Annotated in this window: 24 protein-coding genes; 14 read left to right on the top strand and 10 right to left on the bottom strand. The window is 55.7% G+C overall.

The window, feature by feature from the left end:
- Window positions 1–2 precede the first annotated feature (2 nt).
- Window positions 3–758 (top strand): ABC transporter permease, encoded by a 756-nt coding sequence (locus ACWWD9_RS01360; protein ID WP_455867484.1) that lies wholly within the window; start codon window positions 3–5, stop codon window positions 756–758.
- Window positions 759–767: 9 nt separating this feature from the next.
- Window positions 768–3,137 (top strand): hypothetical protein, encoded by a 2,370-nt coding sequence (locus tag ACWWD9_RS01365; protein ID WP_455867485.1) that lies wholly within the window; start codon window positions 768–770, stop codon window positions 3,135–3,137.
- 117 nt (window positions 3,138–3,254) lie between these two features.
- Here ACWWD9_RS01365 and ACWWD9_RS01370 read toward each other — a convergent pair whose 3' ends face one another.
- The 3 genes from ACWWD9_RS01370 to ACWWD9_RS01380 form a co-directional block, all read right to left on the bottom strand.
- A complete protein-coding gene (locus tag ACWWD9_RS01370; protein WP_455867486.1) occupies window positions 3,255–4,727 on the bottom strand; it encodes a hypothetical protein in 1,473 nt (490 codons plus the stop codon).
- A 180-nt stretch (window positions 4,728–4,907) separates the two neighbouring features.
- On the bottom strand, window positions 4,908–5,552 hold the full coding sequence (locus tag ACWWD9_RS01375) for a hypothetical protein (protein ID WP_455867487.1): 645 nt from the start codon (window positions 5,550–5,552) through the stop codon (window positions 4,908–4,910).
- 39 nt (window positions 5,553–5,591) lie between these two features.
- Window positions 5,592–6,032, bottom strand: coding sequence for a winged helix-turn-helix transcriptional regulator (locus ACWWD9_RS01380; protein WP_455867488.1), 441 nt, complete (start codon window positions 6,030–6,032; stop codon window positions 5,592–5,594).
- 57 nt (window positions 6,033–6,089) lie between these two features.
- Between ACWWD9_RS01380 and ACWWD9_RS01385 the strand changes: the two genes are divergently transcribed.
- The 4 genes from ACWWD9_RS01385 to ACWWD9_RS01400 are packed head-to-tail and all read left to right on the top strand — an operon-like array spanning window position 6,090 to window position 9,049.
- Window positions 6,090–6,521, top strand: a complete 432-nt coding sequence (locus tag ACWWD9_RS01385; protein WP_455867489.1) for a nuclear transport factor 2 family protein — start codon at window positions 6,090–6,092, stop codon at window positions 6,519–6,521.
- A 44-nt stretch (window positions 6,522–6,565) separates the two neighbouring features.
- Complete coding sequence (locus ACWWD9_RS01390) at window positions 6,566–7,426, top strand: SDR family oxidoreductase (RefSeq protein WP_455867490.1); 861 nt, start codon at window positions 6,566–6,568, stop codon at window positions 7,424–7,426.
- Window positions 7,423–8,250 carry a pirin family protein gene (locus ACWWD9_RS01395; RefSeq protein WP_455867491.1) on the top strand — a complete coding sequence of 276 codons (828 nt, stop codon included), beginning with the start codon at window positions 7,423–7,425 and terminating at the stop codon, window positions 8,248–8,250. The genes ACWWD9_RS01390 and ACWWD9_RS01395 overlap by 4 nt, the downstream gene beginning before the upstream one ends.
- Before the next feature lie 40 nt (window positions 8,251–8,290).
- Complete coding sequence (locus ACWWD9_RS01400; protein WP_455867492.1) at window positions 8,291–9,049, top strand: siderophore-interacting protein; 759 nt, start codon at window positions 8,291–8,293, stop codon at window positions 9,047–9,049.
- 111 nt (window positions 9,050–9,160) lie between these two features.
- On the opposite strand, the gene ACWWD9_RS01405 is transcribed toward ACWWD9_RS01400, so the two are convergent.
- Window positions 9,161–9,880 (bottom strand): TSCPD domain-containing protein, encoded by a 720-nt coding sequence (locus tag ACWWD9_RS01405; RefSeq protein WP_013443335.1) that lies wholly within the window; start codon window positions 9,878–9,880, stop codon window positions 9,161–9,163.
- A gap of 69 nt (window positions 9,881–9,949) precedes the next feature.
- Complete coding sequence (locus ACWWD9_RS01410) at window positions 9,950–12,094, bottom strand: adenosylcobalamin-dependent ribonucleoside-diphosphate reductase (protein WP_455867493.1); 2,145 nt, start codon at window positions 12,092–12,094, stop codon at window positions 9,950–9,952.
- 368 nt (window positions 12,095–12,462) lie between these two features.
- On the opposite strand from ACWWD9_RS01410, the gene waaA reads away from it, so the two are divergent.
- Window positions 12,463–13,779, top strand: a complete 1,317-nt coding sequence (gene waaA, locus ACWWD9_RS01415) for a lipid IV(A) 3-deoxy-D-manno-octulosonic acid transferase (RefSeq protein WP_455867494.1) — start codon at window positions 12,463–12,465, stop codon at window positions 13,777–13,779.
- 158 nt (window positions 13,780–13,937) lie between these two features.
- Here waaA and ACWWD9_RS01420 read toward each other — a convergent pair whose 3' ends face one another.
- The 5 genes from ACWWD9_RS01420 to ACWWD9_RS01440 form a co-directional block, all read right to left on the bottom strand.
- Window positions 13,938–14,543, bottom strand: coding sequence for a hypothetical protein (locus tag ACWWD9_RS01420; RefSeq protein ID WP_455867495.1), 606 nt, complete (start codon window positions 14,541–14,543; stop codon window positions 13,938–13,940).
- A gap of 6 nt (window positions 14,544–14,549) precedes the next feature.
- The gene (locus ACWWD9_RS01425) at window positions 14,550–15,110 is read right to left on the bottom strand and encodes an isochorismatase family protein (RefSeq protein WP_455867496.1); all 561 of its coding nucleotides are present in this window, start codon (window positions 15,108–15,110) and stop codon (window positions 14,550–14,552) included.
- An 82-nt stretch (window positions 15,111–15,192) separates the two neighbouring features.
- Window positions 15,193–15,855: a protein-L-isoaspartate O-methyltransferase family protein gene (locus ACWWD9_RS01430; RefSeq protein ID WP_455867497.1), complete on the bottom strand. Its 663-nt coding sequence runs from the start codon at window positions 15,853–15,855 to the stop codon at window positions 15,193–15,195.
- A gap of 95 nt (window positions 15,856–15,950) precedes the next feature.
- Window positions 15,951–17,324 (bottom strand): sigma-54-dependent transcriptional regulator, encoded by a 1,374-nt coding sequence (locus ACWWD9_RS01435; RefSeq protein ID WP_455867498.1) that lies wholly within the window; start codon window positions 17,322–17,324, stop codon window positions 15,951–15,953.
- Window positions 17,324–19,003 carry a sensor histidine kinase gene (locus tag ACWWD9_RS01440; RefSeq protein ID WP_455867499.1) on the bottom strand — a complete coding sequence of 560 codons (1,680 nt, stop codon included), beginning with the start codon at window positions 19,001–19,003 and terminating at the stop codon, window positions 17,324–17,326. Before ACWWD9_RS01440 ends, ACWWD9_RS01435 begins: the two co-directional genes overlap by 1 nt.
- A 108-nt stretch (window positions 19,004–19,111) precedes the next feature.
- Here ACWWD9_RS01440 and ACWWD9_RS01445 point away from each other — a divergent pair, with 108 nt between their 5' ends.
- From ACWWD9_RS01445 to ACWWD9_RS01475, 7 genes are all read left to right on the top strand, one after another.
- Window positions 19,112–20,107: a hypothetical protein gene (locus ACWWD9_RS01445; protein WP_455867500.1), complete on the top strand. Its 996-nt coding sequence runs from the start codon at window positions 19,112–19,114 to the stop codon at window positions 20,105–20,107.
- Window positions 20,108–20,172: 65 nt separating this feature from the next.
- The gene (locus ACWWD9_RS01450) at window positions 20,173–20,646 is read left to right on the top strand and encodes a hypothetical protein (protein ID WP_455867501.1); all 474 of its coding nucleotides are present in this window, start codon (window positions 20,173–20,175) and stop codon (window positions 20,644–20,646) included.
- Between the two features lie 225 nt (window positions 20,647–20,871).
- Window positions 20,872–21,513, top strand: coding sequence for a thermostable hemolysin (locus tag ACWWD9_RS01455; protein ID WP_455867502.1), 642 nt, complete (start codon window positions 20,872–20,874; stop codon window positions 21,511–21,513).
- 8 nt (window positions 21,514–21,521) lie between these two features.
- Window positions 21,522–23,048 (top strand): AMP-binding protein, encoded by a 1,527-nt coding sequence (locus ACWWD9_RS01460; RefSeq protein ID WP_455867503.1) that lies wholly within the window; start codon window positions 21,522–21,524, stop codon window positions 23,046–23,048.
- The gene (locus tag ACWWD9_RS01465; protein WP_015831089.1) at window positions 23,035–23,715 is read left to right on the top strand and encodes a TenA family transcriptional regulator; all 681 of its coding nucleotides are present in this window, start codon (window positions 23,035–23,037) and stop codon (window positions 23,713–23,715) included. The genes ACWWD9_RS01460 and ACWWD9_RS01465 overlap by 14 nt, the downstream gene beginning before the upstream one ends.
- Window positions 23,712–24,536: an SDR family oxidoreductase gene (locus ACWWD9_RS01470; protein ID WP_015831088.1), complete on the top strand. Its 825-nt coding sequence runs from the start codon at window positions 23,712–23,714 to the stop codon at window positions 24,534–24,536. The genes ACWWD9_RS01465 and ACWWD9_RS01470 overlap by 4 nt, the downstream gene beginning before the upstream one ends.
- On the top strand, window positions 24,533–25,180 hold the full coding sequence (locus tag ACWWD9_RS01475; protein WP_015831087.1) for a tetratricopeptide repeat protein: 648 nt from the start codon (window positions 24,533–24,535) through the stop codon (window positions 25,178–25,180). Before ACWWD9_RS01470 ends, ACWWD9_RS01475 begins: the two co-directional genes overlap by 4 nt.
- Window positions 25,181–25,253: the final 73 nt, after the last annotated feature.

The raw sequence follows: 25,253 nt of genomic DNA on the forward strand, positions 1-25,253 counted from the left end.
TGATGATGCGTCGTCTGGAAAAATTCAACTGGGGCTGGGCTTCCCTGCCTTTTCTGCTGCTGTGCTGGGTGCTGGTGGCGAGCCGGTTTCCTTCCTACATTCTGCCCCAGCCGTGGGAGGTGATGGCCGAAGCGCAGCGATGGATTGCCGATGGCAGCCTGCTCAAGCATTTAAAGGCCAGCCTGCTGGAAGAAGCCGGTGGCTTTGCCCTGGCAACGCTGGTCGCATTGCTGCTGGGTACCACGGCCGGGTTATTCCGCCGCTTCCGTGACTTCATCTCGCCGCTCAATAGCCTGTTCATGGCGATCCCTCCCGTGGCGTGGGCGCCGTTGACCATGATCATTTTTGGCCTGGGCTATTGGTCGATTGTCATGGTGATCTTCATTGCGGCGGTGTTTCCCATGGCGATCACCATGCAGGAAGGCATACAAAGCATACGCAATGGCGAGGTGCGCGCTGCCCGCACGCTGGGCGCGACACCGCTGCAAATGATCGTGCATGTTTACATGCCGGCGTCTCTGCCCTTTTTCACTGCGGCGCTGCGTATCGGCTTCAGCCAGGCATGGCGCGCGCTGGTGGCGGCAGAAATGATAGGCGCCTCCAAAGGCATAGGCTGGATGGTGTCGATGGGCGGGCAAGTTGGCAATACCAATCAGGTGTTGCTGGGCATCGTCATCATCGGCCTCATCGCCTGGCTGATGGAAAGCCTGGTATTCAAACGGTTAGAAAAGCACTACCAAACCTGGCGTGCGCATTAAAGGACTATCGTGAACACTTTTGACCCAAAAACTGAAGCTGGTGAATACATAGCCCCGCAAGGGCTGTATGAGCGCAACAAAAGCAAGCCTTTCCTGGGCAGCCTCACGTGCAACCGGCGCGAGATCGTGGCGGGGGAATGGACGGAACTGCAGCTGACCTATGAGGTGGGTGGCTCTGGCTTGGCCGATGGCGCCTGGCTCAAGCTGGCATTTAAATTTTATTCGGACTGGGCTTTGTTCCAGACCAGCGATCCCACGGCCGCCAACTATATTTCCGCGGAATATCACGCCGGTGAGCTGGTGCCGGGACAAAGCCCCGCCACGGTGCAGGCGCTCAAGGTCCGCTTTGACCAGAAAGGGCATGAGCGGCCTTTTCAGAAAACCGTGATTGTGGATATTGTGGATGGTTATCTGAATCCGGGCGATCGGATTGTCATCCGGTTGGGCGACCGTCGTCAGGGCGGTCCAGGCACGCGCGTGCAGAGTTTTGTGGAAAAGGATTTCCAGTTCCGGCTGTTTATCGATCCGCTGGGCAGCTCCAAGTTTGCCGAAGTGCCGGGCGATGTGTTGCTGAATATTATCCCTGGCGCACCCACTGGGCTCCATATTGTGGCACCGCGTCTGGTGAATCGTGATGAGCCGTTCGATATCATCGTGCGGGCGGATGATCTGTGGGGCAACACCTGTCGTCAGCTGCCGTTGCAAGGCCAGCTGACGTTAACAGACCCGGGCGGTGAAAAGCGCACGCTGCCATTTACCCTGGCCGAGCAAGGTTGGGCAGTGGTGCGGCTTGGTCAGCTTAAATTGGCAACTGCCGGTGAATGGAAACTACAGGCCACGGTGGCAGACGCCAGAGTGGAGGCTGCCACGGCCTATGTGAACATATCCAGCGAAGCCGGCACATTACGGCCGCTCTATGCCGATCTGCATGTGCATTCGGACGATACGGTGGGCACTAACGATACCCTCTACAACCTCAGCTACGGGCGCGATATTGCCGGACTCGATGTGCTGGGCTACACCGCCAATGATTTCAATATTACCGAGCAGCGCTGGGATAAAGCAGTGGCGCTGATCAATCAGCTGAATGAACCCGGACGCTTTGTGTGCTACCCGGGCACCGAGTGGTGCGGCAACTCCTGCGCGGGGGGCGATCGCAATATCGTGTTCCTGCGTGATAGCAAACCGCTGTTCCCGTTTGATGATCAGGGCCGCATGGTGCGCTCCTTCGAGTGGAACGAATTTACCCACGGCACCCTGAAGCCAGGCGCCTGGCCGGTGGATGATCTGTATGCGGCCTATGCGCACGACCCTGAAGGTCACCTGATGATGCCGCATGTGGGAGGCCGCCGTTGCAACCTCGATTGGCATCACCCCGAACTGGAGCGTTTGATCGAAGTCAGCTCCGCCTGGGGGCAATTCCACTGGGTATACGCCGAAGCCCTGCAACGCGGTTATCGTGTGGGTGCCGCTGCCAATAGCGATGAGCATCAGGGGCGTTGCGGCGGCGGCGTACCGGCGACCGCGGTGTTTGGTTCGCGTGGCGGCTTAACCGGCGTGCTGGCCGAAAAATTTGACCGCGAAGGCGTAGCCAAAGCCTTGCGCGCCCGCCACACCTTTGCCACTACCGGCGAGCGCAGCTTTGCCAGCTTGCGCCAAGGCGAATACCTGATGGGCGATGCTTACCAAACCAATGCCTCTGTTCCGCTGGAGTATCAACTGCTAGGGGATGGCGGCTGGGAAGAAGTCAGCCTGTATGACGGCGACCAGTGCATCTGGACGCGAAATCTGCATGAGGAAATCGGCCTGGCGAACAGGCGCATCCGCATCAAGCTCGGTGGCGCCCGAATCAAGGACCGCTATCGCGGTGCTTACTGGACCGGGGAAATCAGGATCAGTGGTGCCGTGATTCAGGACTTTACCGCGTATGGGCTGGACCATCCCGAGCAAGCCTGCTGGCGTGAAAATGCCACTACCATCGCCTTTCGCACCGACACCAATGGCGACAGCGATACCATCGAGATTCAACTTTCCCAGCTGAGAGGCTGCCAGATCAGCTTGTCTTCACGCATCGACAGCTACATCAAAGTCGGCGACCCACTGCAGCCTCAAGCCTATGTGCATGCTCCAGAAGTGGCTCTGGAACTGAATGGTGATGATCTGCTCGCCCGCCCTGCCCTTGTAAAGGAGTTGCCAGGGGCCGAGTTGCAAGTGGTGATCGAACGCGTGACGGATAAGCCCCTGCCACGGGAACTGTCCGGAAAGATTGAGCTCGATGCCTTGAAACTGGACACCAGTCGGGAACATCCACTGTTTGTGACGGCAAGACAGCGCGATCAGTCACGGGTATGGACATCGGCCTTGTTTGTGCGGTTTTGAGCCCACCTTTATCAATGATGCGGAGTGGTAATAAGGCGGGTAGAGAATGCTGGGCACCGAGGAGTGTGTTGATCATCATCCGACCGGAATAAGCAGTCGGATGATCCAGACTTGGCTTTATTTACTACGCTCAGGTAAGGCCGGGTCCCGGCGTGTGGGCACTGGCGCGTGATTAGCACGAGGCAGATTGATTAAAGAGCTGCTGACCACTTCAACAATAAAGGCGCGCATGGTGGGGTTCCAGATGTCATTGTGTCCCGCCATTACCCCCGCCGATGTGCGGATATTCAGGATGGGGGTGCCGACCGGGACTTTGCCTTCCTCATAGCTGCCTTTGGGTAGAAACGGCTTGCCATCAATATTGGTGCAGTCGTTGGGGTTGTCGCATCGTGTCAGCAATATCGGTTTTGCCACCAGATCGTCCGGCAGGCCCTGCTTGATTTGCATTTTCCTGATTTCATCAAAGCAATATTTATTGGCGGGCAACCCCACATTCACGGCATTTCTATCGATGGGTTCCGCGGCGGCTTGGTCTTTGCACTCTTGGCCTGGTTGCAGGGCGACCAGGCTATGCGTAATAAAAGGCACGTAATGCCCGACCGCGGTTGTATTCAGAGCGCGCTCTTCTGCCGAGTGATAATCCCAGAATAAGGTGGAAAGCGTACGGCCCGCTTTGAACAAATGGCGTGTTGGTGTATCGGCCTCAGAGGTCACTATCATCAGCATCGGGCGTGTGCTTTGCTGATATTCTTCTTTCGACCATGCAATATCGAGCAGGGGCTTTAACTTCATGGCTTCAAATGCAGGATTAATCAATACCACCATGTCGCCTATCGGATGTAATGGCTGATCTGAGGAGAGCTTTTCAACAAAGTGATGATGCAGGGTTGAATAGGTAACTGCGCCGCCAAAGCTGTGGCCAATAATCACCAGCCGCGATTTCCCCGCCCGCTTTGGGTCATACCGAAACTCATCCAGCTTAACGAATAATTCCTGCAATCCGCCATCGCCCACGGCGTGGGCTACATTTTTTCTATCCCAGAACGTGATGTTGTTGAGATATTCCACGTTGATCGACTCACCCCGCCAGCCCACATAAATCCCGACCACCGGTCTTGCCTTCGCGCCGTAGACTTTTTTCTCCAGGGTCGCGATCTCAGACAAGGTGTCGTTGGCAAAAGAGAGCAGATTGCCATCCTGCTTGCCCGCATTGTGATGCCAGCCATGCGTGAAGACGACGATCAGCGGCGGCCCCTCTTCCGCATCCTTGAGCGCAAGCTGCGCCATTAGGTCTTCTAATTGTCGACGATTGAAAAGATTGCCGTATTCATCAAATTCCACCACGCCCAGATAGTAATTATTGTCGGCGGGTGCAATTGTCCGGAGTTCGGTCGGTGCAGTGGTGGGCTTGGGGAAGCCTTCATCTCCCGGCTTTAACAGCTTGTGGCTGACCTGGCTGGGGCAACTCACCGCGTTGGCAGCATAGTGTTCCTTCTGATCACACTTCACCGTCCAGTAAGGGTCCGCGGGCGCGCAAGCTGTTAAAGTCAATAAGCTAGCCACCCACCATGCTGTTTTCAGATAACGCATGATCCCCCTTGGATTCCGCCGTTATTTAGATTGAGCGCGCCGCGGCCCTCGCGGCATAACATGCAATTTACACGCCAGTATAGTTAACTTGAACATATACTTCATGTCATTAAGTCGCAGCGAGCGACTTCATTCATACATAAACTACATTATTACAAGAGTCGCCATTAAATGATTTTGCTAAAAACTCCAGGCTAACTGTTCTTTGATTGGATATTTATTTATTTTTAATATCTCTCTGCCCGGAATTGGGTTGAAAGAGTTATCGATGCGTTCTTTTGAATCAAAGAGAGATCGCTGATGTTTCAATATGACGATAGATCTATTAAAGCGCCTATCTAATGTATCAGAAGTAATATGCCAATACTTGCTCAGTACTTTTTTATCCTGATTGAAGTGATCGAAGCTCACTACATACGCTTTAGCTTCTGAATAACTGGTTTCCAATAAATGCTCGTATTCTAATAATTCATCCCTGAATAATATTTCCGTCAGTGGATCGCTACTCTCCAACGCAGGTAAATCTAATGTCCAGCTTTCACCTTCTTTATCCTCTTTTGAGTGCATGCGAACTGCATTCTTGAGGGCCTGATCCGTCCATTTCACAAAACGATTATGCAACCTGCCAGTTATCCAGCGCAGATCTTTCGGCTCCCATAGAAAGGGCTGACGTTCATGACGATTAATAAAATCCAAAAGTAATAAGTAGGCTTCATTTTCCAGATCTTCAAAGGATGTTTCGCCTTTTGTTTTATATGCAATCTGTTTTAAATCAGGTCGGATGATGCCAAGAAGTTCTTTTATAAATGAAGAGTCAGGCAACATTTAGGTGTATGCAATTACACTATTTTATTTTTGTATCTTCTAACGTGACTCATTAAACCGTGCTCTTGCAGCTTCAATTTCAGGGCGGCTTTGCTCTACCCATTTAATCAGTATCGAAACAGGTTCCAATAGCGTGCGACCCAGTGGAGTAAGTTCGTAATCCACGCGTGGCGGTACGCTGGGGAACACCGTGCGTGTGACCAGGCCGTCACGTTCTAATCCTCTCAAGGTGAGCGTCAACATGCGTTGCGAAACTCCATCGATAGCACGCCGAAGTTCGCTGAAACGAAGTGGTCCTTCTCGTAGTGATCCTACTACGTAAAGGCTCCATTTATCGCCTATACGCTCCAATATCTCCCGCGTTGCTCGACATCCGCTTTCGCTTGGTTTGGTTAAATCAATGTGACTAGGTTTCATGGATGTACCTTCTTGTGGTGGCATGTGCCGAACTATATCATTCTGGTAACCATTAGTAACCATATTAGATATAGGTACTAATGAACATATGAGAACTATTGGAATTTACAGGAGATAAAAATGAATGAAGCACCCAGCCGGGAGGAAGCCATCGAGCTTGCCCGCACTTTTCTCGTCACCATGGATGTGCATAAAGACTTCCTTTCCCTTATGACGGATGACGTTGAATTAACCTTTCCGAAATTGGGCACTGTAAAGGGCAAGATGAATCTTGGCTCTTTTTTTCAAGCATTGGGAAGTTATGTAGCGGCGATTAGCCATCGTCCTGAAACGTTCAAATTTCTTGTGGGCGAAAGCAACGGCAATATGCGCGTCTGCATCGAGGGTCTGAGCAAAGGGCGCCTGCAGAATGGCAAGACGTGGGATGCGGGAAGATTCAGCGTGATATACGAATTCAGAGGCCGTCTGGTGAGCCACATTGGCATTTATATTGACCCTGACTATGTAGACGCCACTAACGCCTATTACCCATGGAATACATCCGAAGCTTAGAGCATCGGTTTCGATAATATGCCACCCATAAAGGAGATATTCTCTTGTTGAATTACGGTATAACAGGCGCCACAGGGCAACTGGGGCGTAAAGTGATTGCTGGTTTAAACGGTCTTGTACAGCGCGAGCAAGTCGTCGCGATTGCACGAGACCCTGTCAAGGCTGCCAATCTTGGCGTACCCGTCCGCACGGCGGATTATATGGATCGCCAGGGACTTGCTACCGCCTTTGAAGGCCTGGATACCCTGTTATTGATCTCATCCAGTTCTTTCGACTCGCGACAAGTCGAGCATCACAATGTGATCGAAGCCGCCAAGGAAGTTGGCGTGCGACGTATTCTCTACACCAGCCTGCTGCATGCAGACCATTGGGGTGTCTCGTTCGCCGAAGATCACCTGGCAACAGAAGGCTGGATTAAAGCCTCTGGACTCGAATTTACCATCCTTCGCAACGGATGGTATTGGGAAAATCACACCGCCTCACTCTTGGCGGCATTGGAGCATGGCGCGATTGTCAGCGGGTGTGGTGACGCGTCGATCTCCTGGGCAGCACGACAAGATTACGCAGATGCGGCCATTAAGGTGCTTATCGAAGAGGGGCACCAAGGTAAGACATACGAACTTGCAGGTGATACCGCCTATACCTTGACCGATCTGGCCGCCGAAGCTGCAAGCCAGAGCAGAAAACCGCTCCGCTATCACTATATGGATGAGTCAAGTTACGCTGATTTTCTCCATTCGATTGGGCTACCTTGGCCGGTTTGTAAACTGCTCGCTGAAATCGAGAGCCGAGGAATTAACAGTGGGGGTTTAGTGGATGAAAGCCGAGCTCTCGCAAACCTGATTGACCGACCAACGATGACATTAGCGGAAGCAGTGGCCAAGTCGCTGGAAAATCAAAAATGAGGATATCTCCTGTCTTGCTCCCTACGCCATACGGCGATGGTGGGGGCTTTTCGGTAGAGTCATTTGATTTTCATACCCTTGGCTATGATGCTTGCTCAGTGACCCAACTCGATGAATTTCGTGTGAATGGAGTTCCTTTTGGGCCTCATCCGCATGCAGGGTTCTGTGCTGTGACCTATGTGATGACTGACTCGCAAAGCGGATTGCGTAGCCGGGACTCATTGGGTAACGATATATCGGTTGGGCCCGGTGGAATTATCTGGACGCATGCCGGCCGAGGTCTCATACATCACGAGCTTCCTGCGCATCCAGGGATGCAAATGCACGGCTTGCAATTCTTCGTTAAGCTGCGATCAGAACACAAATTGGGCGCACCCCGCGTGTTTAGTCTTGACGGAGATGCTGTACCTGTATGGGGGAATGCCGACGGCAGTCGTGTTCGAGTTGTGGCAGGTACATTTGAACATATCAGCTCGCCTCTTCATCCTGTGGAACCCTTTAGATTTTTTGATGCTGCCTTCACTAAGACATTAACCCTCCCTGTGCCAGAAGATCATTGTGGATTGCTTTATCTGATTTCAGGAGAGGTAGATCTCTCTATTGATGATCATGCTCCGGTGATGATGGCTTCGCAGCAAGCAGTGACTTTAGATGGGGGAGGGTTATTGAAAGTGACGGCGAAGGGATGGGCACATTTGCTCTACCTGTCCAGCTCTCGAATCGATGAGCCACAAGTCATAGCAGGGCCCTTCATGATGAACAATAGTCAACAAATTGAAGATGCCATTCGCCGCTATCGAAACGGTGAAATGGGCATTTTGTGATAACCCCCGTGCGCGTATACATCCTCGTAAAAGGAAAACCATGGAAACTAACGAAATTATGAATGACTCTCGGAATGTCATGGGTTCACCATCAACAGGGCGGGTTGAGCAGCTTCTTTTACGATGGCTTGGTAAGAAAGTGAAGGTAAGTTCTGTCGAAGCCTGGTCTGAGAAGTTCCGATTGATTGAGCTTGAGGGAGAGGCCTTGCGAGGAATATCCTGGAATGCTGGTCAGAAAATTCAAATCCCTTTGCAAGGAATGCGTCTAACACGCACTTATACGCCGATCTCATGGGACGCCGACCGCGGAAGAACAAGTATTCTTGTCTGGAATCATGGCGCTGCTCCAGGCGCAACATGGTCTCAAAGCGTGCTCGAAGGTACGGATTGCCAAATCATGGGCCCACGCAAATCCGTAGATATTCCTCTTGGGCATGAGCGAATTTTGCTGTTCGGGGATGAAACGGCCATTGGGCTTGCTGCAGCGCTGCAGTTTGCCAATCCAGGTCGCCCTCTGTCGGTCGTTCTTGAGGTAACAAGTCAAAAAGAGAGTCAGCTGGTGCTTGATCGACTGGGATTGGATTCAACCGCTCTCTTTGTGCGTATCGCGGACGAAAGTCATCTGAATACCATTGAGGCCAAGCTTGCCGCAGATAAAAAAATAGATACGCTATTTGTGCTGGCCGGACGGGCGCCCGCTATCAAGCATATGCGCCGCGCCCTTGTGCAATCGGGAATAGCGTCCAAACGGATTTACGCAAAAGTCTACTGGGCTCCCGGAAGAACAGGACTGGATTAATCACAACGGGATACGAAGGGAGAACGCCGTCAACATCTAAATGTTTTGTACCGTTTTTGTAACGTAACACGGCGCTCAAAAAAGCCCGCTTTCGCGGGCTTTTCTGTCACATTAACCGCACTTGCTATCCCCGCAATTGAGGCAGGTCAGGCAACCATCCATGACGATGGCGGCTTTGGTGTTGCATTTGTTGCAGAGCTGCGCGCCAGGTGGGAAACCCTCTTCGTTCTTTGGCTCGTTGGCGTGTTTTTCGAGGTATTCGGCTTTCTTTTCCTCGATCAGTTTTTTCTGGTGCTCGTCCAGGCCGGGTTTTTTCAGCATGCCGATCTGGTAGAAGTGCTGCTCGAGCACTTCGCCGATTTCAGCGACCAGGCTGGGGATGAATTTGCCGCCTTTTTTGAAGTAACCGCCGCTGGGTTCAAATACACTGCGTAGCTCTTCCACCAGGAAAGTCACGTCGCCGCCCTTGCGGAATACGGCGGACATCACGCGGGTGAGGGCGACGATCCACTGGAAGTGCTCCATGTTTTTGGAGTTGATGAAGACTTCGAATGGGCGACGGTGTTCCTGCGGGGTGCCTTCGTTCATGATCACGTCGTTAATCGTGATGTAGAGCGCGTGCTCGGTAACCGGGGTCTTGATCTTGTAGGTGTTGCCTACCAGCATTTCCGGACGGCTGAGTGGCTCGCCGAGTTGCACGATCTGGGCCATTTTCTGGGCTGCTTGCTGCTCATGTGCTTCTTGCTGAGCGGCGGCTGCGGCTTCCTTGGCCTTGTCTTCTTCGGTGACTACGCTGTAGCCGGTGATCTTTTTTTCTATTTTGATAGCCATATTGTTCTCCTGTCAGTCGGGCAGGGATCGATATCCCGTGCCCATACCGTAGCGCTTCACGCGCTACGATTAAAACTTGCCGTAGTAACCCTCTTTCAGCGCGTCATACAGATTGGCTGCTGAGTGGATTTCACCGTCGTATTCGATTTCTTCATTGCCTTTGACTTCGACTACCGAGCCGTCATCCAGCGTGAATTTGTACGTGGTGTTTTCGAGGTCTTTTTCGGTGACCAGCACGCCCTGGAAGGCTTCCGGGTTGAAGCGGAAGGTGGTGCAGCCCTTCAGGCCTTTTTCGTAGGCGTAGAGGTAGATGTCCTTGAAATCGCCAAAGTCGTAGTCCGTGGGGACGTTGATGGTTTTGGAGATGGAGCTGTCGATCCACTTCTGGGCGGCGGCCTGGATGTCCACGTGTGCCTTGGCACTGATGGTGGAGGAGTCCATGAAGTATTCCGGCAACTGCTCTTCGGGTTTATCCGAGAAAGGCATGGCGCTGGCATTGATCAGTTCGCGGTAAGCCAGCAGTTCATACGAGAATACGTCGACCTTTTCCTTGGACTTCTTGCCTTCGCGGATCACGTTGCGCGCATAGTGGTGAGCGAAGGATGGCTCAATGCCGTTACTGGCGTTGTTGGCCAGACTGAGCGAGATGGTGCCGGTCGGCGCAATCGAGCTGTGGTGCGTAAAGCGCACGCCATTCTTGGCGATCTGCTTGCGCAGTTTTTCGGGGAACTGCTGCATGTAGCGGCTGTACAGGCCCATCAATACCTTGCCTTTGACCTTGTCGCCGAGCTTGATGCCGTCCTTGACCATTTCCGGACGTTTTGCCAGCAGGTCGGCGGTCACCACGAACTCTTCGTCCATGATCGGTGCCGGGCCTTTTTCTTCGGCCAGTTCCACACCGACTTGCCAGCCCACTTCGGCCATGATCTTGGTTACTTCTTCGGTGAAGGTCAGCGATGCATCATCGCCGTATTTCATTTTCAGCATGGTCAGGGTAGAGCCCAGGCCCAGATAGCCCATGCCATGACGGCGCTTGCGCATGATTTCCGCTTGCTGTTGTGGCAGTGGCAGGCCGTTGACTTCCACCACGTTGTCCAGCATGCGGGTGAAGGTGGCGACGACTTCACGATACTCTTCCCAGTCAAACCAGGCTTTGTCGGTGAAAGGCTCACGCACGAACTTGGTCAGGTTGACCGAGCCCAGCAGGCAGGCGCCGTAAGGTGGCAGTGGTTGCTCACCGCAGGGGTTGGTCGCGCGAATGTTTTCGCAGAACCAGTTATTGTTCATTTCATTGACGCGGTCGATCAGGATGAAACCTGGCTCGGCGAAGTCGTAGGTGGAGGACATGATCACATCCCACAGACGCTGCGCCTTGATGGTCTTGTACACGCGGCAAGCGACTTTGCCGTCAGATTCGCGGGTCAGGTACTTGTTCTTGACGGGCCATTCGCGCCATACCACCTGGGTAGGATCTTCCAGATTCAGGCTGTCCTGATTGGCTTCTTTTTCGGTGACAGGAAATGCGAGCTTCCACTCGGCATCCGCCTTTACCGCTTCCATGAATTCCTTGGTGATCAGGGTCGACAGATTGAACTGGCGCAGGCGACCAGCTTCGCGCTTGGCCTTGATGAAGTCAGTGACATCCGGATGCGAAATATCAAAGGTCGCCATTTGCGCGCCACGGCGTCCGCCAGCGCTGGAAACGGTGAAGCACATCTTGTCGTAGATATCCATGAACGACAGCGGGCCGCTGGTGTAAGCGCCAGCACCGGCCACGAATGCACCCTTGGGGCGCAGCGTGGAGAATTCATAGCCAATGCCGCAACCAGCCTTCAGCGTCAGGCCAGCTTCGTGCACTTTTTCCAGAATGCCATCCATGCTGTCTTCAATAATGCCGGACACGGTGCAGTTGATGGTGCTGGTAGCGGGCTTGTGCTCTTGCGCACCAGCGTTAGAGGTAATACGGCCGGCGGGGATGGCACCGCGACGCAGTGCCCACAGAAAACGCTCATACCAGAAGCTGCGCTTGGCATCGGTTTCTTCAGCATCTGCCAATGCACGGGCAACACGTTTATAGGTGTCGTCCATGTCCGCATCGATATGATCGCCTTGCTTGGTCTTCAGGCGATATTTCTTGTCCCAGATGTCGAGTGAAACCGGTTGCATGGGGACTTCTTGCGTGGCGTTGTCTGAAGCTTTCACAGCTTTTAGCATGGGGATCCTTCCTTGTGGCGATGCTTGATGGGTTAATCAAGCTGGTTATTTTAGGCCTGGCCTTCTAGGTCTGATTTAAGGCAAGACCACAATATATTGTGCTTTTGTGCAAAATTATGTCATTTCCTTGTGATGGTCAAGCAGATTTTTCGGTGCATCCGCGCCATTTCAGTGCCTGCTTTTGTGCATCAAATGACAAGACGCCAGCGGGCAGGCGTTAGCGTAAAGGTGAGCCCTTGCTAACGAGCGGAAAAATAAATTTTCGCGCGTGATATTGACCTTTTCAGGCATTGCTGCATGCCTGATTGCGCCCGATAGAGGGGCGGTAACACATGTCCAAGTCATCAAGGATGAAACGCAGGATGGATATGTGCGAAAATAGCCTTATGCCTCGTTTCCTCTATACCCTATTGCTGTATGGCTTGTTGCCATTTGCCCCCATCAAGCTGTTGTGGCGTGGCTTGCGGCGCCAGCCAGAGTATCTGCACCATTGGGGCGAGCGTTTCGGTTTTTATCGTGGTGTGCCGGCGCAACCCGTGATCTGGCTGCACTGTGTATCGGTGGGCGAGACCCGTGCTGCTGCGCCGCTGGTGCTGGCCTTGCAGGCACGCTATCCACGTCACCGCATCCTGTTCACTCATACGACCCCTACCGGCCGCGTCACCAGCGAGCAGCTGTTTGGCGACAAGGTAGACCGCGTTTACCTGCCTTACGATACGCCGGGAGCGGTTGCCCGTTTCCTGCGCCATTTCAAGCCCGAGATAGGCTTGATCCTGGAAACCGAGTTGTGGTTCAACCTCATTGCAGCCTGCCATGCACGCCAGATTCCGCTGTTGCTGGTCAATGCCCGCATGTCGGCCAAATCCGCCCATGGTTATGGCAAGGTGGCCAGGCTCACCGAGCAAGGCCTGGCAGGCTTGACTGCCATTGCCGCCCAGACCGAGCAGGACAAGCAGCGTCTGCAATCACTGGGGGCGCAGAATGTCAGCATATGCGGCAATCTCAAGTTTGATGTAGAGCCCCCCGCTGATGCAGATGCGCTGGGAACGGCACTGCGCGAGCGGCTGGGCGAGCTGGTCGGGCGCAATCGTCCGGTGTTTCTGGCGGCCAGCACGCGCGAAGGCGAGGAAGAGCAGATTCTGGATGCCATACGCGCGGCCGATGTGCCGCAGCTGTTGACCATACTGGTGCCTCGCCATCCGCAACGTTTTGCAGAAGTTGCGCAGTTGCTGAAAAAACGCGGGTTTTCCTACCTGCAGCGCTCGCGGCTGGCGCATGTCACCGCGGAGGAGGCCGTAGCCCTGAATGTTGAAGTGATCCTCGGCGACAGCATGGGGGAAATGTTTACCTACTATGCGGCTTGCGATCTGGCGTTTATCGGTGGCAGTTTGTTGCCCTACGGCGGGCAGAATCTGATTGAGGCCTGCGCCATGGGCAAACCAGTCCTGGTCGGGCCACATACCTTTAACTTTGAAGCCGCCGCCGAGTTTGCGATTGCGGACCGTGCCGCTTGGCGCGTGCGCGACTCCGGAGAACTGGCCAAGGCCATGCAGCGCTTGCTGGGCGATGCTGAGGCCAGGCAGGCCATGGGGTGGGCGGCGATTGAGTTCAGCCGCAGTGCTGGCGGGGCCGTGCACAAAGTGTGTGAGCTGGTGGCGCGCTACCTTGTACCGCAAACCCATTAGTTAATCTGGATCATGTAACCCGGCTGCTGTTCAGTTCCACCACTACCGATCAAGGTAGATTCAAATCCAACCATCCGCTTTCTCCGGCGACTTTCTGGTCGGGACTTCCATCCCACCTGGGTTCTATCCCTACCTGGGTTCCATGCCAGGCCTCATGCTCACTCCACAGTGAGTGATTTCACCAGCACCAGTTCGCATGCACCATTGCCGGTATCGGTGCGGGTTAGCGAGCTGCGCCAGGTCCAGCCATCGGCGCCTTTGGCTTCAATCAGCTGGCCCTGAATATTGACGCGCTGCCCCACCCGTATGGATTTCAGTTGCTGGGCAATGGTGTCGTCGGCAGGCACCATGTGCATGTTCGCGCTATGGCTTTGGATTTCTTCGCGCGGGATGGGAAACTGCTCAACGCGCCAGAAATAGAAGCGACCGCTCTGGCTGATGCTGATCTGGGATAACACCGTCTCATCGGACATGCGGCCCCAGCCAAGCGCCAGATCTACGGGTGCCAGTTGCGCCGCACGGTCCAGCTGGTAACGCTGGGTGGAGAGTACGCGGGCTTGCAGGCTGAAGTCTGCCAATGGGGTAATGGTGTAGTTGTTAAGCAGAAAGGAGCTTGGGTGGGAGATGGTTTGCTGTTGCGGGCTATCGGCAGCAATGACGCCCGGCCCATGCTGCTCGGCACGTTGCTGCCAGTGGTGATACGCGCCCCAGGCGATCAGCAGGATAAACGCAAGACGTCGCCAGGAAAGGCCTGCAAACGTCATGGTCAGTTAACGGATCAGCTTGCTGATCTGCTTGAAGGCATCGCTGCCAGCGGCGCCCAGCCATTCAAAGACGATAGACTCGGTATTGCTGACGATGACGCCAGCTTGCATCAGCCGCTGCAAGGCATTCTCCCTGTGGGCACTGCGGCGGGAGAGAACTGCATCGGCCGCGATGATCACCTGATGCCCATGGGCTTGCAGGTCCAGCGCGGTTTGCAATACGCAGATATGCGCTTCCATGCCGGTGAGTATGACTTGCGGCCTGTCGGTTGTCAGATGCTGACGAAAGCCCGGTGCCTGCCAGCATGAAAATACGGTTTTCTCGATGCGGGGGACATTGCCCAGCCATGGCTGCAAGGCATCGACTGTGGGCCCCAGGCCTTGCGGATATTGCTCGGTGTAAAGCGGTGGAACATCCAGCAGCGCAGCTGCCTGCAGCAATATGCCAATGTTGCGAACCACCGTTACCGCTTCGTCGGCAGGCATGGCGGCGCAAAGCTTTTGCTGCACATCAATCACTACCACTTGGCTCAAGTGGCGCTGGGCAAGGTGGGGTGGCTTGGTCATGAGGTTCTTGATCTACCCTGTGCGTGCTACTAGCACGCTACCCGCATGAGCACTTGATACCCATAAACGCGCATGCAGGAGCTTAGAATTCAAAGCGAGCTGGATGAGGCGCGTTTTGCAGAGGGGGCACCGAGGTTTCAAACAGCACATCGTGACGGAAACTGTCGGCGCTGACGCGACGTATCATGGTGGCTTCCATGGCAGGGCCTTCGCCTACCACGGCAAACAGGCGACCGTTGATGGCGAGTTGCTGTTCGGCAATCACGGGCAGCAAAGGCAGCGAGCCGGTGAACACGATGACATCATAAGGTGCGCCATTGGCCCAGCCCTGGCTGCCATCGGCAATTTCCAGGTTCACATTGTGTATGCCGTGCTGTTGCAGTTTGCGTTGGGCGGCAACGCTGAGGTCAGCATGAATTTCCAGGCTGACCACTTCCTTGGCGAGTGTTGCCAGCAAGGCGGTCAGGTAGCCACTGCCCGTGCCGATTTCAAGCACACGGTCAGTTTTGCTGATTTCCAGCGCCTGCACGATGCGGCCTTCCATCTTGGGTGACAGCATTTGCTGACCAGCGCCGATGGGGATTTCCAGATCAGCAAACGCCAGACCACGATATTGTTCCGGCACAAAATCCTCGCGGGGTACCTGACCTAACAGGTCCAGTACGCGTGCGTCCAGCACTTCCCATGTGCGGATCTGCTGCTCAATCATGTTAAAACGTGCTTGTTCTACATCCTTATGCATCATCTTGCTTCCGTCGCATGGTCAGTGAGTGCTTGATTATAGCGCCTGCACTCCGAGTTTCAATCAATACGGTTCAATCCCGTTTTCTCTGGCTGATTTCAATGACTTGAATCAGATGCTGGCTCATCATCCAGCTTGTAACGGCTGAGCTTGTACCACAGCGAACGCTCGCTGATATCCAGCAGCTTGGCGGCCCGGCTTTTATTGCCTTTGCTCTGCCGCAGGGCGGCTTCAATCAGTTTTTTCTCCAGCGCTTCGGTAGCCAGTGGCAACGATAATACGGCAGTGGCATTGTCCGGCGATACAGACGCTGGCAAGGGGCTGGCGCTGAGTATATCGGCAGGCAGGTGTTGCGGTTCAATGGCGGATTTCCCGCAAACGATGCATGCGCGTTCCAGCACGTTTTCCAGCTCGCGTACATTGCCTGGCCACGCATACGATTGCAGCGCAAACAGGGCAGCCTCACTGATGCTGGCCTGGCGTTTCTGCAGAAAATGCGACACCAGCAGGGGAATATCGCCGTTGCGATCGCGCAAGGGTGGCAGGTCTATGCGGAACACATTCAGGCGGTAATACAGATCCTCGCGCAGCTTGCCCTCCTTGACGGCTTGCATCGGGTCGCGGTTGGTGGCGGCAATCACACGGATATCCACGGCAGTGGCGCGGTTGCTGCCCAGGCGTTCGATCACGCCTTCCTGCAATGCGCGCAGCAGTTTGGCCTGCAGGTTGACCGGCATTTCCGTCACTTCGTCCAGAAACAAGGTGCCGCCATCGGCCAGCTCGAATTTGCCTATGCGCTCCTTGATGGCGCCGGTGAAAGCGCCGCGTTCGTGACCAAATAACTCCGACTCCAGCATTTCGGAGGGGATAGCGGCACAATTCACCGCGACAAACAGCGCATCCTTGCGCGGCGACAGCTGATGCACACCACGTGCCACCAGCTCCTTGCCGGTACCGGTCTCGCCGACGATTAGGGTGGTGGCTTTTTCCGGGGCGACCTGGCGGATGGCTTGCTGCACGCGCTGTATGGCCGTGCTCTGGCCGACCATGCCGTCATCGCCGTGCGCCTCTTCACGCAGGAACTGGTTTTCCAGCTTGAGTCGGCTGAGCGAAAGCGCGCGCTCAATGGCAATTTCCAGGGTTTCCAGGTCAAACGGCCGCAAAATGTAATCCGACGCGCCCAGCTTCATCGCCGCCACGGCGGTGCTGATTTCGCCCTGCGCCGTCACGATGATCACCGGCACTTGCAGCCCTTCTTTCTGCATGGCTTGCAGCAGTTGCAGGCCATCCATCACCGGCATATGCAAATCACTCACCACCAGGTCAGCGCCGCCTTCGCGCAGGATATCCAGCGCCTCCCGGCCATTTTCGGCCACTACCGGCTGGTAACCGGCTTGTCGCAGGCTGATCTCCAGCAAGCGGCGCATATTGGGTTCATCGTCCAGTGCCAGGATGCGTTTGAGAGGGGACATTAGTTTTCTACTCCGGAAAGAGGTAACAAAATACGGAATTCAGCGCCGCCCAGCGTGCTGGTGCTGGCGCGTATGCTGCCATGATGTGCTTGCACAATTTGTCGTACGACGGACAGGCCGAGGCCGATGCCGCCGCTGCGCTTGGTAAAGAAGGGGTCAAATACCTGCTCGCGCTGCTCTTCGGGTATGCCCGGGCCATTGTCGGATACGGTAATGCAGGCATGCTCACCAGCTGTGCTGCTACCCAGCACGATACGGCCGCCCTCTGGCAACACCTGAATGGCATTCAGCAGCAGGTTGAGCAAGACCTGCGTCATCTGTTCCGGGTCGCAGATGGCAATCAGGCCTGCATCCAGCTGGGTTTCCAGCGCGATATGTTTTTTTTCGGCCTGCATGCGCAGCATGGCGGCCGACTGGGAGCACAGCTGGCTGATGTCCACGGGCGTGAAATTGGGCAGGCGTGGCCGGGCCGAGTCGATGAGGGTGGAGACCAGTTTGTTCAGGCGCTCGGTTTCGCTGATGATGAACCCGCATACTTCTCGGCCTTCTTCACTGAGGGTGGGTTCGCGCAGCAACACCTGGGCTGAGGAGCGCAAAATGCCTAGCGGCGTGCGCACTTCATGGCTCATGGCGGCTGCCATTTCACCGACCACGGCGAGCTTGGCGGCGCGCGTCAGGTTTTCTTTGGAACGTTCCAGGTCTTCGATCATGCGGGCAAAGGCATGTGACATGGCATCAATTTCCGCCGGACCACCGCGCGGCGGGGCCAAATTGCTCGGTGCACGCATAAAGCCCAGGGCAAAATTCGTCAGTTTGGCGATGGGGCGGGTAATGGCGCGGGCAACCGGCACGGCAATCAGCGTCGCCAGCGCCACGGTCACCAGCAGCAGGGCCAGGAAGATAAACGCCATCTGACGCACCGGCGTCATGGCTTGTGCGCGGTTTTGCAGAATGTCCACGCGCCAGTCGAAGCCGGCAAAGTTCTGGTAACCATTGGTCTTGGCGTGGCTGCTCAGTTTTTTTGCCAGGTGAATGGCATGCCAGCGGCTGGTGCTGCTTAGGAGGTGCTGCTGATTATCGTAGAGCGCGGCGGCACTGCGGCCAGTGACTGCACTTTCCAGCACATGCTGCACCTGCAGCCAGTCGAACACGGCTACCAGTTGCCCGACCGGCGCTTCGGTGGAGGTGCTGTAGATGGTGGCGAGTATGGGCAGGCGGTCATGGTCTATCGCCCCCAGGCTGATCTGCGTTTGCGGCAGGCTGGCCTTTTGCCAGGGCTGGATGGGCTTGTGCGACTGGCCAATGCGCTGGATATTGCTCGATGCCACAATCATGCCCTGGTTGTTGACCACATACAGCTCGACGTAAATATCGCGGTAGCTTTGCTTGAGGTCGCTCAGGAATTTGGACAGTCGCTTGTCGACATCGTCAATGCGGATTTCCTGCATGATTTCGAGCTGGCTCCACGACGCCACGTTCTGCAAGCGTTCAAACATCATGCGATCCACTTCATCGGCCGTGGCGATCGCGCGCGTGGTCATGTCACGCTTGATTTCGGTCTTGAGGGCGCTCCTGGCCTCGTAAAACGCCATGCCGGTAATCAGCAGGGTGGGCAGCAAACCTGCCAGTAGAAACGCCCCTAACAGGATGTATCGTATCGGTAGCGCTTTGCTGAGCATGATTTCAGTGCGAGAATCCGCAAATCGGCATCAGACGCTCTTGGCAAAACGCAGCGCGCCTGAGGCAAGGGAAGGTGTATTTTTGGTGATTCATACGCTGGGGAATGTATGCGTGCATTAAGCTGCTATGGGGTGTTGAGTGTAGTCGTCGCACTCAGCCTCTGCAAGTCTGCTGCGGCGGACGATACGGCAGGCGGTTTTCTCGATGGCTTCAAGCTGGGCGGTTATTCCAGTGCCTATCTGAATGTGCATCCCGGTGGTAAATCCGAAGCCAGCCTGGAAGAGGTGAGCTTTTTGCTGCGCTGGGAAGGCGAAGGCCGCTGGCGGTTTTTCGCCGAACTTGAGCAGGAAAAACCCGTGAGCTGGAAGTCCGGCCAGGGCCTGACCAACGATGGTGCCAGGATAGACCTTGAGCGTTTCTACCTCGATTACAACATTTCCGAACAATACAATCTGCGCGCTGGCCGCTTCCTGACCCCGGCTGGCCGCTGGAATCTTATCCATGCCGCGCCGCTGGTGTGGACTACCACCCGCCCGCTGGCGACCAGCCGCCTGTTCCCGCAATCTACCAACGGCATCATGCTGTATGGTGCCAAGTCGTTTGATAACCGTGCCTTTGAATACACGTTTTTCATGGAGGCGCTGGAAGACCAGCACCTGGACGGCGACGAGATTCAGTATCGCGATACCCACGGCGCGCGGTTTGCCTTTACCGGCAAGCTCAATCTTGGCCTGACCCTGATGGAATTTACCGAGGATATCCCCGGCACGCCGCAGTTCCGGCTGATGGGGGCCGACTTCATGGTCAAGCACGACGACTGGGAGTTCAGCGGAGAAGCCTATCAGCGTTACTACAGCAATAACCGGGATGGTGGCAGTGGCGGTTATCTGCAGGCGGTAGCGCCTCTGGGCAATCGCTGGTTTGCCGTCGGTCGGCTGGAAAACTTCAAACGCCCTGCAGAAGGCTCGGCCGAACGCTGGGTCGTGGGCACCGCATGGCGCTTGCAGCCTAACCGGGTGTTCAAGCTCGAGTATGTGGGTGGCGATGAAGAACGTGCCGACGCGCCCAAGGGCTTGTTTACTTCGTTTGCCATCCTGTTCTGATGCTCTCCCGCCCTGGCATGTTGCGCTATCGAGACCTTCTGACGGTGTGGGTGTCACGTCCGTGCATGGCGATGCTCGCGCTCGTCTTCGCCGGCATGCTTTCCATGGGCCAGCCCTTGGCAGGCCCTGCGGATACGCTGGCGGTGGTGGTGCCCAAGACGCAGAGCGGCAAGATAGGCAGCCTGGTCGATCTCTCGCTGATTTACTGGCGCAAAAAACTGTATTGGTCAGAAGGTGTGCGTATGCAGCCGGTGAACCTGCCGACCGATAGTCCCCAGCGGCGACAGTTTTCGCAGCGCGTGCTGGGCAGCTTGCCCGAGACGCAAGCCGAATACTGGAACGAAGTGTATTACCACGGCACTACGCCGCCGCATGTGGTTTCCTCGCAAGAGGCGGTTCTGCGCTATGTGGCGGATACACCGGGTGGCATAGGCTATGTCGACGCCTGCAAGGTGGATTCCCGGGTCAAAGCCGTTGCCTGGCTGTTGGGAGATGGATCGTTTACCACTAGCCCGCCCGCGCTGAACTGCCCTCCTTAAGTGCTTGCCGCATAGCGATTTTTTTGATCAATTGCGAGGGCCGTAAACTCCCTGGTGCGATAAACCCTGCAATTTTTGTATGGTCTTGGCTTGCGCGTGACAATTCCTGCGCTTCGACTATTTGCCATTAAATATTTAAGTTGCTGATTTATAAAAAATAGTTGCCATTTTTTAACATGGCATGCCGATTGCGACATGATGACTACCACTTACAGGAGAGTCGTCATGTTGCCGGCACCGAGCTTTGATCCCCAGAAAATAACACAAGCGCATCAGTCATATACGACCAAGCGCCAGCAAGCGATTGTGCCCTTGCATATGGCAGGTGGCTTGCAAACCACGCTGGCCGGGCCGGATGCCCAGGATCGCGCGGAGCTGGAGCAGTTTGTGCGCAGCGTGTTCCGACTGGTGCATGGCGCCCGCATACGCCATTTCATGCCGACGCTGATGAGTCTGCGCGATGATGCAGGCAATTTGCATGCGGTATGTGGCGTGCGACATGCAGCCGAGCAGCCCCTGTTTCTGGAAACCTATCTCGATCAGCCGGTCGACTTGATCCTGAGTGCCGCGACCGGCAAGCAGGTCGCGCGCGACCAGATTCTGGAGGTGGGCAATCTGGCGGTATTTCAGCCTGTGCATATTCGCCATCTGCTCGCCAGCGTCAGCCTTTATCTGCATGGCAGCCAGGCCGAGTGGGCGGTGTTTACCGCCACGCCAGCCCTGCGCAATGCCCTGCTCAAGCTGAACATGCAGTTGGTGCATCTGGGGGCGGCCGATATTCAGCGCTTGCCCGCCGAAGAGCGCCCTGACTGGGGTCGTTACTATGACAATGCACCACAAGTGCTTGCCGTGCGTCGCATGCAGTAGGAGCTGCCATGTCTATTCTTACCACCATTCAGCAGCACTCAGAAACCAGGCCAGACCATACGGCCTTGCGTGGCAGCCACTTCAGCATCGCTTATAAAGCGCTCCCTGCTGAAATCAATGCAGCAGCGGCGTTCATTCAACAGTCCGGTCTTCCACAAGAGCGGCCACAGGCGGTAGCGATTGCCATGGAGAATGACCCTGCCTGGGCCGTGCTTGATTTGGCTTGTCTGCAACTGCAGGTGCCAGTGGTGCCTTTGCCTGGATTTTTCTCGCCGCAGCAAATCATGCATGCCATACAGGATGCTGGCATCGATACCTTGTTCTGCCAGCAGCCCATGGTCATGGAGCAACTGTTGCTGGCGCAGGGCTATCGCATCGTCCGCAAGCATCACCAGCTGGTGGGTGGGCAACTGGTCAGCCGCTTGCAGTTTGAAAACCCCGAACCCAGAGCCTTGCCAGCCGGCACGGCAAAGGTGACGTATACCTCCGGCACGACGGGCCAGCCCAAAGGGGTATGCCTCAGCGCGCAGGCCATGGAGCAGGTCAGCCGCTCGCTCGCCGATGCCACGGCGGCTTCCGCCGAGGATAGCCATCTCAGTATCCTGCCCTTGTCGACCTTGCTGGAAAACATTGCCGGGCTTTACCTGCCCTTGCTGGTTGGGGCAACCACTACCTTGTATTCATCTAGCCGTGTGGGCTTGAGTGGGGCGTCTGGCCTCAATGTGCCGCAGTTGCTGCGCACCATACAGGAAACCAATCCGACCACATTGCTGCTGATTCCCGAGCTGTTGCGTGCCTTGGTCATGGCCGCCGAGTCTGGCTGGGTTCCCCCTGCGAGCTTGCGCCTGATTGCCGTGGGTGGCGCCCGCGTGGCACCGCGTTTGCTGCAGCGTGCAGCAGAGCTGGGCCTGCCAGTGTGCGAGGGCTATGGCTTGTCGGAATGTGCTTCGGTGGTGGCATTCAATGCGCCCGGCCAGCAGCGGCCGGGTAGCGTGGGCAAGCTGCTTCCCCACGTGCAGCTGGCATTTGCCAGCGATGGCGAACTGCTGGTGGCAGGCAGCACCCTGCTTGGCTATGCCGCCCAGCCAGCCATGCATGTCACGTACTGGCCTACCGGCGATATTGGTTATCTGGACAAGGATGGCTATCTCCATATCACGGGCCGCAAAAAGAATATCTACATCACCTCATACGGACGCAATGTGTCGCCGGAATGGGTGGAAAGCGAACTGGCCCTGTCGCCGGTGATCGCGCAGGTTGCCGTGTTTGGCGAGGCGCGCCCCTGGAGCGTGGCGGTGATTGTGCCGCGTGTATCTGGCGATATAACGGCGCAGATTGAAGCTGCCGTGCAACAGGCCAATCAGACGCTGCCGGACTATGCCCGCGTGCAGCAATGGATTCTGGCCGAACATCCTTTTAGCCCGCAAAACCAGCAGCTCACCCCGAATGGCAGGCTGCGGCGCGATGCCATCTGGCAGCAATATGCTGCGCGTATAAATCCTTTATATGAAAGAGAACACCATGAAGTTTTATGATGAATTGCTTGCTGCGACGGAGTCGCAACGAAATGCGCTGTTCAGCCTGCCCTTGATTCGTGCGGGTGCCAGCGGTCAGGTGAGCCTGGATGCGTATATCGCGTTTTTGACCGAGGCTTATCACCACGTCAAGCATACCGTGCCACTGCTGATGGCCTGCGGTGCGCGCCTGCCTGAGCGTTATGAGTGGCTGCGTGAGGCGGTGGCCGAATATATTGAAGAAGAGCTGGGGCATCAGGAGTGGATTCTGAATGACATCAAGGCCAGTGGTGGCGATGCCGAAGCCGTGCGCCATGGCAAGCCCGGACTGGCTACCGAGATCATGGTGGCCTATGCCCACGACACCATACAGCGTGTTAATCCGATCGGTTTCTTCGGCATGGTGCTGGTGCTGGAAGGTACCAGTACCGCGCTGGCAACTCAGGCAGGCGAAGCCATCCGTACCAGCCTGGGCCTGGGCAAAGGTAGCTTCACCTATCTCACTTCGCATGGCGCGCTGGATGTCGGGCACACCGCTTTTTATGAAGGCCTGGTCAACCGTATTGAAGATGCGGATGACAGGGCGCAACTGATCCACAGTGCCCGCGTGTTCTACCAGTTGTATGGCAATATTTTCCGCGAGCTGGGTGAGCGTTTCCTGCCCGCGGCGTATCAGGAGGCCGCATGAATATCCAGAATGCCCGTATCCTGCTGACGGGTGCCACCGGCGGTATCGGCCAGGCCCTGGCAGTCGAGTTGGCGTCGCAGGGCGCCCATCTTGCGCTGGTGGGGCGCCACCCCGGTAAATTGCAGGAACTGCTGCATACACTGAGCGGTATGCCCGGCGAGCGTATTTCCATCGTGGCTGATCTTGAAAATGCCAATGCCCCACAGGGCGTGGTGGACACTGCCATTCAACAGCTGGGCGGACTGGATATCCTGATCAACAATGCTGGCGTCATGGATTTCATCCAGTTTGAAGACCAGAGCCCGGAACGCATTGCGCAGATTATCCAGACCAATGTCACCGCCCCGCTTTTGCTGGCCCGGGCAGTGCTGCCGCACTTTTTGACCAGGCAGCAAGGGCAGCTGGTCAACATCGGCTCCATTTTCGGCAGTATTGGTTTTCCGCATTACGCCAGCTATTGCGCCAGCAAGTTTGCCATGCGCGGATTTTCGCAGTCGCTGCGGCGCGAGCTGGTCGATACGCCAGTGCGGGTGACCTACATTGCCCCGCGTGCGGTGGATACTCCGCTCAACGATGCCACCACCACGCACATGCTGCGTGCTGCCAATATTTCACTGGATGCCCCGGAAGACGTCGCGCGCCAGATTGTGTGTGCTATTGCCCGCGAGTGCGAGGAGTATTACATCGGCCAGCCGGAATCCTTTTTTGCCTGGCTGAATAGCGCTCTGCCCAAACTGGTCAACATCGGCATGAAAAAACAGGCGCGCCTGGCCGCCCCTTTTGTGAATCGTCATTCCCATTCCTTAGGAGAAATTCAATGAAACGCACTTTTCTTGCGCTTTGCCTGCTCGGCACAGCGCTGCTTGCCGCCCCGGTATATGCGGATGACAAGGTAGACCCTGCCATCGTCAAGCTGCAGCATGACTGGGCGCATGCCAATTACCAGATACCCGATGCCCAGCAGGAAGCAGCGCTGAAAACCCTGTCAGAAGAAGCGCATCAGGTAAGCGCCGCCAACCCGGGCGCAGCTGAACCCATGATCTGGGAAGCCATTATTCTCAGTACTTACGCCAAGGCTAAGGGTGGTCTTGGCGCGCTCAAGCTCGCTGAAAAGTCACGTGATCTGTTGCTTGCCGCTGAGAAAATCAATCCGAATGCGCTGAATGGCTCGATTTATACCTCGCTGGGTTCGCTCTATTACAAGGTGCCAGGCTGGCCCATCGGCTTTGGTGACAAGAAAAAAGCCCGCGAGTACCTGGAAAAAGCACTGCAACTCAACCCCACAGGCATAGACCCCAACTACTTCTATGCCGATTTCCTGAGTGGGCAGGGCGAATATGCCAAGGCCGTGGAGTACTACAAAAAAGCCCTGGCTGCGCCTGCCCGCCCCGGTCGTGAAGATGCCGATGCCGGTCGTCGGCAGGACGTGGAAGAAGGTTTGAAGGCCGCAGAAAAGAAACGCTAGCGCTGGCCCCCTTGGCGCCTTGCGTCTTTGGGCACGGGTATGCAATTTCGCATGCCCGTGCCTTTTTTTATGA

Source organism: Methylovorus sp. SPW-M1 (genome assembly GCF_053848825.1).